Genomic DNA, 9,428 nt, shown 5'->3' with positions numbered 1-9,428 from the left:
GGTCGCAGCTGTAGCACGATCCGTCGAACAATGTTCGCGAACCGAATCGCACCTGCCTGGCGTGGCTTTATCTCCGCTGCTGCAATAACTTTCGACCACTCATTGCGCAGCACGGTCAAGGCAATGGCTCGGAGTCGCTCTCGGCGCAGCTCGCTTATCTCCCGGTATCCGACCCCTCGCCCCTGCTTTCCAAGCTCCCGGTCCGGAGGCGCAAAATGTCACGTGACGTTTTGCTGGCTGTCGCACCGTTCCCTCATTCACCGAACTTCTTCCGGCCCACCCGCCCCCGTCGCGATGCCCTGCCGTTGTGAAACTGCCGTAGCGCCCGCCGCCGGAATTGGTAGTCGCCACGACATCGTCGCGTCCGCAGCGGCGGTGTTGTTAGCGTCCACAGCCAGGAGGTGTCATGGAGGCAGGGTGGCCGGATGACGTCGATGTCGTGATCGTGGGATCCGGCTTCGGTGGAAGTGTGACGGCGTTGCGGTTGGTGGAGAAGGGGTATTCGGTGGCGGTCCTCGAGGCCGGTCGGCGTTTCGCCGACGCGGACTTCGCGGCCACCAGCTGGGATCTGCGCCGCTATCTGTGGGCACCGGCGCTGGGCTGCTACGGCATTCAACGCATCCACCGGTTGCGCGACTGCTTCATCCTGGCCGGCGCGGGCGTCGGCGGGGGCTCCTTGAACTACGCGAACACGCTGTACAAGCCGGGCAGCGCGTTCTTCGGTGACCGGCAGTGGGCCGACATCACCGACTGGGACGCCGAATTGAGTCCGCACTACGAGCAGGCGCGGCGCATGCTCGGTGTCGTGGAGAATCCGCACACCACCCTGGCCGACGAGATCATCCGGTCGGTCGCCGAGGATATGGGCGTCGGCGACACCTACGTGCCGACGCCGGTGGGTGTGTACTTCGGTGAACCCGGTGTGGTGAGCGCGGACCCGTACTTCGGTGGTGTCGGCCCGGACCGCACCGGATGTATCGAGTGCGGCGAATGTATGACCGGGTGCCGGCACGGCGCCAAGAACACTCTGGTGAAGAACTACCTGGGGCTGGCCGAACGGGCGGGCGCGCAGGTGTTTCCGATGACGACGGTGACTGCTGTGCGGCCACAGTCCGACGGCAGCTGGCTGGTCGATACGCGGCGTACCGGTGCGCGGATCCGGCGGCGGCGCCGGACGATCGCGGCGCGGCACGTGGTGCTGGCCGCGGGCACATGGGGAACCCAGCGGTTGCTGTTCCGGATGCGGGACTCGGGTGTGTTGCCGAATCTGTCGCCGCGACTGGGGGTGCTGACCCGCACCAATTCCGAGGCGATCCTCGGGGCGGGACGCACTCGGGTGGATGCCGATCTCGATCTGACGGCGGGAGTGGCGATCACCTCGTCGTTTCATCCGACCCCCGACACCCATATCGAGCCGGTGCGCTACGGCAAGGGGTCGAACACGATGGGTTTGTTGCAGACCTATCTGGTCGATGGTGGTCATGCGGTGCCGCGATGGGTGCGGGTGCTGGTGACGGCGTTCGGTCACCCCGTGCGGACGGTGCGGTTGTTGCGGACTCGGCGCTGGAGTGAGCGCACGCTGATCCTGCTGGTCATGCAGAGTCTGGACAATTCGATCACGACGTTCACCCGGCGGGGGCTGTTCGGTCGCCGATACACCAGCCGGCAGGGCTACGGGGAGCCGAATCCGTCGTGGATTCCGGCCGGTCATGAGGTGACGCGCCGGGTGGCCGACAAGCTCGGGGCCACGGCGGGCAGTACCTGGCCGGATATTTTCGGGATTCCGATGACGGCGCATTTCATCGGCGGTTGCGTGATCGGCGCGGATCGGGAGCGTGGGGTGATCGACCCGTATCACCGTGTGCACGGGTATCCGACGTTGAGCATTGTGGACGGGTCGGCGATTTCGGCGAATCTGGGTGTCAATCCGTCGCTGACCATCGCCGCGCAGGCCGAGCGGGCGGCGTCGATGTGGCCGAACAAGGGTGAGCGCGACCCGCGGCCGCCGATGGATCTGCCCTACCGTCGCCTCGATCCGGTGGCGCCGGTCGCGCCGGTGGTTCCGGTCTCCTCCCCCGCTGCTCTGCGGTTGCCGATCGCGGAGATCCGGCATGTGGCCGCCGACGGTCGCTCGGCCTGATAGGTTGATCGGCATCACGCGGCCGGCGGTGTTTCCCGGATCGGACGACGGTGATCTCGGGTGGTGCCGACTACCGCACGGCTGTCGAGCCTTTCGCCCCGTATGTGGTGACCGACGGGCGGCTGATCACGGAGCAGAACCCGGCCGGTGCCCGTGGTGTGGTCGAGGCTGTGGTCGCGACGTCGAAGGGAGAGCAGCGGTGAGCGTATCGGGTGGCGATATCGATGTGACCGTGCCGGCCGGTGGGACCGGTTGCGCCGAATGTCTGGCTGCCGGCGGGTGGTGGGTTCATCTGCGGCGGTGCGCCCGCTGTGGGCATGTGGGGTGTTGTGACAGCTCCCCTGCTCAGCATGCGACCGCCCATTTCCGCAGTACCGGGCATCCGGTTATCCAGAGTTTCGAGCCCGGAGAGGACTGGTTCTACGACTACCGCACCGGCGAGGTCGGTGACGGTCCGGAGCTGGCGCCGCCGACGAGTCATCCCGAGACCCAGCCGGTGCCCGGTCCGGCGGGCAGTGTGCCGCCCGACTGGCAGCAGCTGGTGCATTGAAGTGGCCGGCCGTGGGGTCGCAGCGCACCCGGCTAGGTCGAGTACAGTGCCTCGACCTCATCGGCGAAATCGCGCAGCACGAGATTGCGTTTGAGTTTCAGCGACGGCGTGATATAGCCGTTGGCCTCGGTGAACTCGGTGTGTAGAAGCCGGAACTTGCGTACCGCTTCGGCCTGGGACACTGCTCGGTTTCCGTCGTCGACGGCGGCTTGGATCGCTTCGAGTAGCTCGGGATCGGAGTCGAGGTCGGCCGGTGTCGCCTCGGCCGATTTGCCGTGCAGGTGCTTCCAGGTGGTGAACTGTTCACGGTCGATGGTGACGAGGCACCCGACGAACGGTTTTCCATCGCCGACGACCATGACTTCACCGATGATGGCGTGGGACCTGATGCGGTCCTCGATGACGGCGGGAGCGACATTCTTGCCACCCGCGGTCACGATGATCTCCTTCTTGCGGCCGCTGATGGTGAGGTAGCCGTCCCGGTCGAGGGAGCCGACGTCGCCGGTGACGAACCAGGTGTCGCGGAATGCCTCCTTGGTGGCCGATGGGTTGTGCCAATAGCCGGTGAACACGGTGGGACCCCGGAGCAGGATCTCGCCGTCCTCGTCGATGCGGACCGCGCAGCCCGGCACCGGTTGGCCGACGGTTCCGATCTTCGGCCGGTCGTCGGGGTTGAATGTTGCTGCTCCGCAGGTTTCGGTCAGGCCGTAGCCTTCGAGCACCGTGAAGCCGGCTCCGCGAAAGAAGTGTCCGAGTCGTTCGCCGAGCGGAGCTCCGCCGGACAGCGCGTGCGTGGCTCGGCCGCCGAGTGCGGCGCGGAGCTTCCGGTATACCAAGCGGTCGAACACCGTGTGGCGCAGGCGAAGATGCCAGGGAATACGGCCGGAATCGAGGGCGCGGCTGTAGGAGGCAGCGGTCGTGGCGGCCGCGTCGAAGATCAACCCTCGGTGGGTCGATTGCGCTCGCGCGCGAGCGGCATCGAACACTTTCTCGAAGACCCGGGGGACGCCGAGGATCAGTGTTGGGCGGAACGTTTCGAGTTCGGTGGTGACATCTTTGACGTTGCTGACATGGCCGATCTTGATGGGGGCGAGTGCGAACGGCCACCTCTGCGATGCGGCCGAGGACGTGTGCCAGTGGTAGGAACAGCAGGACCGACGATTCCCCGGTTCGGAACAACTCGGGCAGGCGGGCGGTGGTGTTGCCCAGCTCAGCGAGGAAGTTGCGGTTGGTCAGCGGGCAGCCCTTGGGGCGGCCGGTAGTGCCTGAGGTGTAGACGATCGTGGCGAGCGAGTCCGCGTCGACGGTGGCGCGACGTTCGTCGAGCCGGGCGTCGGTGATCCCGGCCCCCGTTCGCGCGAGCGTGGGCAGTGCGTCGGCGTCGATCTGCCAGAGCTGGCGGAGATCGGGTAGCCGATCGCGGACTGCGTTCACGACGGTGGTGTGGGCCCTTGTTTCGGTGACCGCCGCGACAGCGCCTGAATCGGAGAGAATCCAGTGCACCTGTTCGGGTGAGGATGTCTCGTACACGGGCACGCTGACCGCTCCGGCGCAGGAGATCGCGAAGTCGAGCAGTGTCCACTCGTATCTGGTACTGGACATGATGGCTACTCGGTCGCCGGATTCGATACCGCTGGCGATCAGGCCCTTGCTGGTCGCGCGGACTTCGGCGAGGAATTCGACGGCGCTCACGTCGTGCCATCGGCCGTCGCGTTTGCGGGCGATCACTGCGACATCGGGGTGTTTTTCGGCGTTGCGGTGAACGAGGTCGCCCAGGCATGCCTCGGGCGTGACATCGTAAATGGCGGGCAGGCTGAATTCGTGCATGATTGCTCCTGGAGCCGAGCTGCGGGCCTCCGGACGCCGCTCACGTGGCTGGTGAGACGGATTCGGCTCGTTCGGACGGACGTCGTGTGTCGAGGTCGTCGGGAACGATGAGGGTCGGGCAGCGGGCGGTGTGCTTCGCGATGCGTGCGATATCGGTTTCTATCTGCTCGAATTCCCACCAGCCGTGTCTGCCCAGGACGAGTAGCCCGCCGACGGCGGCGTGGCGGGCCAACGCGGGAGCTGGGGCATCGGAGGCGACGACCGTCTCCAGTGCGACTTCCGGATAGCGATGCTGCCATCGGGACAGGGCGCGCTCGAAGGTCTCACGGGTTGCGACCTGTCCGCCGGTGGCGGCTGTGTCATGGCGCAGGGCGTGCACTGCTACTACGCCCGATTCTCGCAGGCGTGCTTCCGTGAAGGCGTAGTCGAGGGCGGTGGCGTCGTCGGGCATGTCACGGATACCGACGACCGGGTCCGGCCCGGTTCCGGCTCGGCGCGGGGGGCGGGAGTAGACGATGGCGACCGGGCAGAACGCTTCCCGAGCGACGGCGGTACTGACCGAGCCCAGCACGGCCCGGCGGATCGGACCACGTCCGTGGCTGCCGACAACGATCATCGATGCGCGCTTCGACCATGCCGTGAGGGTTGGGAGGACCGGTGCCGGTGTGAGCTCGGTGAGCACTTCTGTGCCGGGTGCGGTGTGACGCACGATGGCGGCGGCTCGGGCCAGGGCGTGCTCTTCGCGCCAGTAGCCTCGCTCCTGTCGGTGTCGGGTGTGAGAGCTGTCGAGAACGGCGGAGCCGCAGGCCAGTACGATCCGGACGTCGAGGTGGCGCAGTGCGGCTTCGCCGGCTGCCCAGGCGGCGGCTTGTTCGGCCGCTTCGGATTCGTCGATTCCGACGACGATCGGTTCGGTCACCGTCGCGCTCGTCCCCATGGCTGCCTCCTGCGTGCCTGCTTCTTCGATCGTTGCTCCTGTTCCGGGTTTCCCCTAGGGCCCAAAGTCCTGGTGAGAAGTGGGGTTCGTTGTGCTGGGAGTCTGGGCGAAGTGTGTCTCGTCGGGGCCGTTCGGTCTCGCATCGTGTTCGGTGCGACGGTCAGCCGGTGTGGAGCGGGAGGGCGATGAGCAGGGCGGTGCGTTTGGTGGGGTCGTCGAGGTCGAGGTAGTCGAATTCGCGCATGCGGCGCATCCGGTGCCGCACGGTGTTGGGGTGTACGCCGAGGGTGCGGGCGGCGGCGTTCGGGTCGCCGTGTGCTTCGAGCCAGGCCTGCAGGGTGGGGACATAGTGGGTGCCGCCGCGGCGGTCGGCGTCGGCCAGTTGGGCGACGGGGTCTCGGGACGGGAGGCGGCCGGTCGAGGCCACCGAGCGCAGTCGCTGGATGAGGATGCGGTCCCAGGCGGTGTCGTAGCAGTGTGGTGTTCGGGTGGGGGTCGGGGGCAGCGCCATGCATTCGTCGGCTTCCTGCCGGCTCGCGGGTAGGTCGCGGGCGTCGGCGGTGCCGCCGATTCCGGCGACGATGTCGATGTGCGCGGGCAGGCTCGCGGCGATGTCGGCGATCCATCGGTAGGCGGGTGCGGGATCGTCGCCGGCGGGTAGCAGGGTGTAGACGGTGTTGCCGAACAGGGTGCTGCGGCCGCGGCGGGACCAGCCGAAGCCGGTGGTGGCGCGTTCGAAGGCGAGCAGGATGCCGGCGTTGCGTTCTTGTTCGGCGTGGGCTTGCAGGGCGATGACGCGCAGGTCGTGGGCGGGGATGCCGAGTTTGCCGATGGCGGCGTCGGCGTCGGGGCTGCCCTCGATCAGTTCGATGACGAGTTCGGATTCGACTTGTCGTTCCAGGTCGGCGCTGACCCGGGAGCGCAGCAGGTGCAGGGCCACGGTGTGGGCGCCTTCCTGCAGGGCTCGGGCGCGGTGTGGTGGGAGCGGTTCGCGGCCGGAGACCCAGACCGAGCCGAGGAGTTCGCGGCCGGCGCGGACGGCGGCCACGGTGCGGCCGTGCAGGCCGTGTTCGGGTGCCGGTGGGATGTAGAGCGGGGCGTCGGAGGTGGCGAGGTGGGCGAAGATTCCCTGCTGGTCGAGGAATCGGCGGACGCGTTCGGGCATGCGCCGGCCGAGGATGGTGTCCGAGCGTACGGGGTCGGTTTCGTGTTGGGCGGTGGAGTAGGCCATGACGCGCGACAGTTGGTCTTCGATGGTGACGGGTCCGTCGACGGAGGCGGAGATGGTGTCGGCGAGGGCGAACAGGTCGCTGGGGCCGCGGCCGGATTCGGTTTCGCGGCCTTCGAGCACGAGTCCGTAGACGACGGAGGCGATCTGGCTCCAGGACACGCTCGGGTCGACGGTCAGCAGCGCGGTGCCGGCGTCGTCGAGTGTGTGCCGGTGGTGGGGGTCGGGGCTGTCGGTGGTGCGGGCGATGGCGACGGTGGCGCGGGCGTCGGCGGCGAGGGCGAGTGCTTCGGTGAGGTCGGCGGCGCCGACGGCGAGGAAGACGTCACCGGTGGCGGCGTGTGGGCGGATGGGGTCGTGGACGGCGACGCTGTGCAGTTCGACGCTGCGGTTGGCGATGCTGCCGTGCAGTCGGGCGCCGTAGCGGCTCAGGATGTTGATCAGGCGATCGAGTTTGACCATCGGGGCAGGTCACGGGTCCTTTCCGGCGCGGCGGTCCCGACCGTGGTGTTCGGTGACAACAATGACCGTGGCACAGATTGTCGCAGACGGACAACGTATCGGGTGGGGTGGCGGGTCACTCTGGAGATGGATATCGGCATCGGCGGTGCGGCGCGCGGGTGTGGGGTGCGCCGGCACGTGGAACGAAGAGATGAGATGACGGGAACCGAGAATGTGTGGCTGACGCAGGACGCCTACGAGCGGCTGCGGCAGGAGCTGGTGGAGTTGCGTGCCGCGCATCGCGGCGGCGGGGACGAGGATGTCGAATCCGCGGCCGGTCGGCGGGCGCGTCGGCTGGAGTTGGAGGAATTGCTGGGCCGGGCGGTGGTCGGGCAGATGCCGGCCGACGACGGTGTCGCGGAACCGGGCATGGTGCTGACGGTCCGGTTCGACGACGGCGAGGCCGAGACGTTTCTGCTGGGGTGGCGTGACGGCGCCGACACCGAGGAGTTGGAGGTCTACTCCCCCGAGTCGCCGCTGGGTCGGGCGCTGACCGGCGCGCGGCGGGGCCAGGTCTGCTCGTATCGGGTTCCCAGCGGGGCGTCGGTGCAGGTCACCCTGTTGGAGGCGGTTCCCTACGGTATGCATTCGCGACGGTGTTGAGCCGGGTCCGCTGCGCCGGGCTCGGCGGGAAGGTGAGGTGGTGACACGTGGATTGGCCCCATCTGCTGCGGTTTCTCGGCATCACGGTGGCGTTCACGGCGTTGCTGTTGCTGATCCTGGTGCCCCGCAAGGTGACTCGCCGGTTGTGCGCGCACTGCGGGCATTCGAATATCGTGCACGACCCGGTATCGGGCCGTTGCCGCAGTGCCGTGGTCGCGGGGGTGCTGGTATCGAGTGACGGTGGCGCGCCGTCGGCGGCGATGCGCTGCCGCTGTCAGGACTTTCTCGGCGAAGGCCGCAGCGGTCACATGTCGGGTAGGTCCACGATCGGCGGCGGATAGGTGGCGGGATCGACGTTCGCACGCCAGGGGCGGTGGATGGGAAACCCGGTCAGCTGCGCCAATTCCGGTAACCAGCGGCGGACATAGGTGCCGTCGGGATCGAACCGCTGTGCCTGCCGGAGTGGATTGAGCCGGCGGTTCGGGCGGGTATCGGTTCCGGTGCCGGCGACCCACTGCCAGTTCATCTGGTTGTTCGCCACATCGCCGTCGACCAGCCAGTACCGGAAGTGGTCGGCGCCGAGCCGCCAATCCGCGCGCAAGGTCTTGACGAGGAACGAGGCCGTGATCAGCCGGGCGCGGCCGGGCATCCAGCCTTGGTGGCGAAGCTGTCGCATCGGGGCGTCGACGATCGGGAACCCGGTGCGGCCGTGCGCCCACGCGTCGAACGCCTGCGGATCATCGTGTGGCACAACAGTCCCGGCCGGTAGTCGGCCCAGGCGGCGTCGGGGCGAGCCGCGAGCACCTGATGGTGGAAGTCGCGCCAGGCCAGCTGTCTGGCGAAACTGTGGCCGCCCGGATCGGCCGTGTCCAGCCGCGCGACGACCTCGGCGGCGGAGACGCAGCCGAAGTGCAGATACGGCGACAGGTGGGAGGTGGCGTCGGCGGCGAGATCGTCACCGGTGTCGGCATATCGGGTTACCGGTCCGGCCAGCCATCGGCGGAGCAGTTGCCGGCCCGTGCGTTCGCCGCCGACTCGCAGCTGGGGTGAGGCCGGTGCCCGGTGCAGCGCGTCGAGTTCGGAGCGGGGCCCTGGTGGCTGCGGCACCGTGAGTGTGCGCGGGGCGGGGAGGGGGCGGCGGTGGTGAGCGGTCTCCCAGCGCCGGAAGTAGGGGGTGAACACCGCGAAATGGTCGCGGCCGGTGGACGGTTGGATCGCGGCGAGGTCCACACCGGTGACGGTGGCCGCGTGGCTGTGCAGGCGGCAGCCGTGGGCGGCGAGCCGCTCCCGCAGCGCCGATTCGCGTCGGCGGCCGTAGTGGCTGACCTCGGCAGCGATATGCACCGCGCCGGCCCGGGCCTCGGTGACGATCCGTTCGACCTCGTCGACGACCGCGCCGCGTCGCAGCACCAGATGTCCGCCTCGTTCCCGCAGTTCGGTGTCGAGCTCAGTGAGGGCCGCGGCGAGAAAGTGCGATCGGTTGGGGGCGGCGGACGGCTTGTCGAGCAGTGCGTCGTCGAGGACGAACAGCGGAATCACCGCGGCCGCGGTGCGGTGTGCCGCGGTGAGGACCGGGTTGTCGTGTACCCGCAGGTCACGAGTGAACAATGCGACGGCTACCGCCACCGGTCCCGCACCTCCT

9 protein-coding genes and 1 pseudogene are annotated in these 9,428 nt (G+C 68.3%); 5 read left to right on the top strand and 5 right to left on the bottom strand.

Annotated elements, in window-relative coordinates; all coding sequences use genetic code 11:
• The first annotated feature begins 406 nt into the window (after positions 1 to 406).
• From ON37_RS21995 to ON37_RS21990, 3 genes are read left to right on the top strand one after another with little or no spacing between them, the layout of a single operon-like run.
• Complete coding sequence (locus ON37_RS21995; RefSeq protein ID WP_040721900.1) at positions 407 to 2,140, top strand: FAD-dependent oxidoreductase; 1,734 nt, start codon at positions 407 to 409, stop codon at positions 2,138 to 2,140.
• A 50-nt stretch (positions 2,141 to 2,190) separates the two neighbouring features.
• The gene (locus ON37_RS32575) at positions 2,191 to 2,343 is read left to right on the top strand and encodes a hypothetical protein (protein ID WP_245553346.1); all 153 of its coding nucleotides are present in this window, start codon (positions 2,191 to 2,193) and stop codon (positions 2,341 to 2,343) included.
• Positions 2,340 to 2,690, top strand: coding sequence for a UBP-type zinc finger domain-containing protein (locus ON37_RS21990; protein WP_040721898.1), 351 nt, complete (start codon positions 2,340 to 2,342; stop codon positions 2,688 to 2,690). Before ON37_RS32575 ends, ON37_RS21990 begins: the two co-directional genes overlap by 4 nt.
• A gap of 32 nt (positions 2,691 to 2,722) precedes the next feature.
• Here the strand turns inward: ON37_RS21990 and ON37_RS21985 are convergent.
• From ON37_RS21985 to ON37_RS21975, 3 genes and pseudogenes are all read right to left on the bottom strand, one after another.
• A pseudogene (locus ON37_RS21985) lies at positions 2,723 to 4,517 on the bottom strand (AMP-dependent synthetase/ligase).
• Positions 4,518 to 4,557: 40 nt separating this feature from the next.
• Entirely contained in the window at positions 4,558 to 5,454 is an 897-nt protein-coding gene (locus ON37_RS21980; protein WP_040721896.1) for a universal stress protein, read from the bottom strand.
• Positions 5,455 to 5,614: 160 nt separating this feature from the next.
• Positions 5,615 to 7,144, bottom strand: coding sequence for a PucR family transcriptional regulator (locus ON37_RS21975; protein WP_040721894.1), 1,530 nt, complete (start codon positions 7,142 to 7,144; stop codon positions 5,615 to 5,617).
• A 195-nt stretch (positions 7,145 to 7,339) separates the two neighbouring features.
• Between ON37_RS21975 and ON37_RS21970 the strand changes: the two genes are divergently transcribed.
• Entirely contained in the window at positions 7,340 to 7,786 is a 447-nt protein-coding gene (locus tag ON37_RS21970) for a GreA/GreB family elongation factor (RefSeq protein ID WP_040721915.1), read from the top strand.
• A 47-nt stretch (positions 7,787 to 7,833) separates the two neighbouring features.
• Entirely contained in the window at positions 7,834 to 8,127 is a 294-nt protein-coding gene (locus ON37_RS21965; protein WP_040721893.1) for a hypothetical protein, read from the top strand.
• On the opposite strand, the gene ON37_RS34290 is transcribed toward ON37_RS21965, so the two are convergent.
• Together ON37_RS34290 and ON37_RS21960 are read right to left on the bottom strand one after the other, a co-directional pair.
• Positions 8,091 to 8,477, bottom strand: a complete 387-nt coding sequence (locus ON37_RS34290) for an FAD-binding domain-containing protein (protein ID WP_245553350.1) — start codon at positions 8,475 to 8,477, stop codon at positions 8,091 to 8,093. The genes ON37_RS21965 and ON37_RS34290 overlap by 37 nt on opposite strands.
• Positions 8,414 to 9,412, bottom strand: a complete 999-nt coding sequence (locus ON37_RS21960) for a deoxyribodipyrimidine photo-lyase (protein WP_245553338.1) — start codon at positions 9,410 to 9,412, stop codon at positions 8,414 to 8,416. The genes ON37_RS34290 and ON37_RS21960 overlap by 64 nt, the downstream gene beginning before the upstream one ends.
• Positions 9,413 to 9,428: the final 16 nt, after the last annotated feature.

Source organism: Nocardia veterana NBRC 100344 (assembly GCF_000308855.1).
Taxonomy (GTDB): domain Bacteria; phylum Actinomycetota; class Actinomycetes; order Mycobacteriales; family Mycobacteriaceae; genus Nocardia; species Nocardia veterana.
This window is presented reverse-complemented; position numbering and strand designations above follow the sequence as displayed.

What these genes read in the sequence shown, in the direction of transcription:
- ON37_RS21975 (WP_040721894.1), bottom strand. Translation starts at nt 7,144, where the DNA reads ATGGTCAAACTCGATCGCCTGATCAACATCCTGAGCCGCTACGGCGCC.
- ON37_RS21970 (WP_040721915.1), top strand. Translation starts at nt 7,340, where the DNA reads ATGACGGGAACCGAGAATGTGTGGCTGACGCAGGACGCCTACGAGCGG.
- ON37_RS21995 (WP_040721900.1), top strand. Translation starts at nt 407, where the DNA reads ATGGAGGCAGGGTGGCCGGATGACGTCGATGTCGTGATCGTGGGATCC.
- ON37_RS21980 (WP_040721896.1), bottom strand. Translation starts at nt 5,454, where the DNA reads ATGGGGACGAGCGCGACGGTGACCGAACCGATCGTCGTCGGAATCGAC.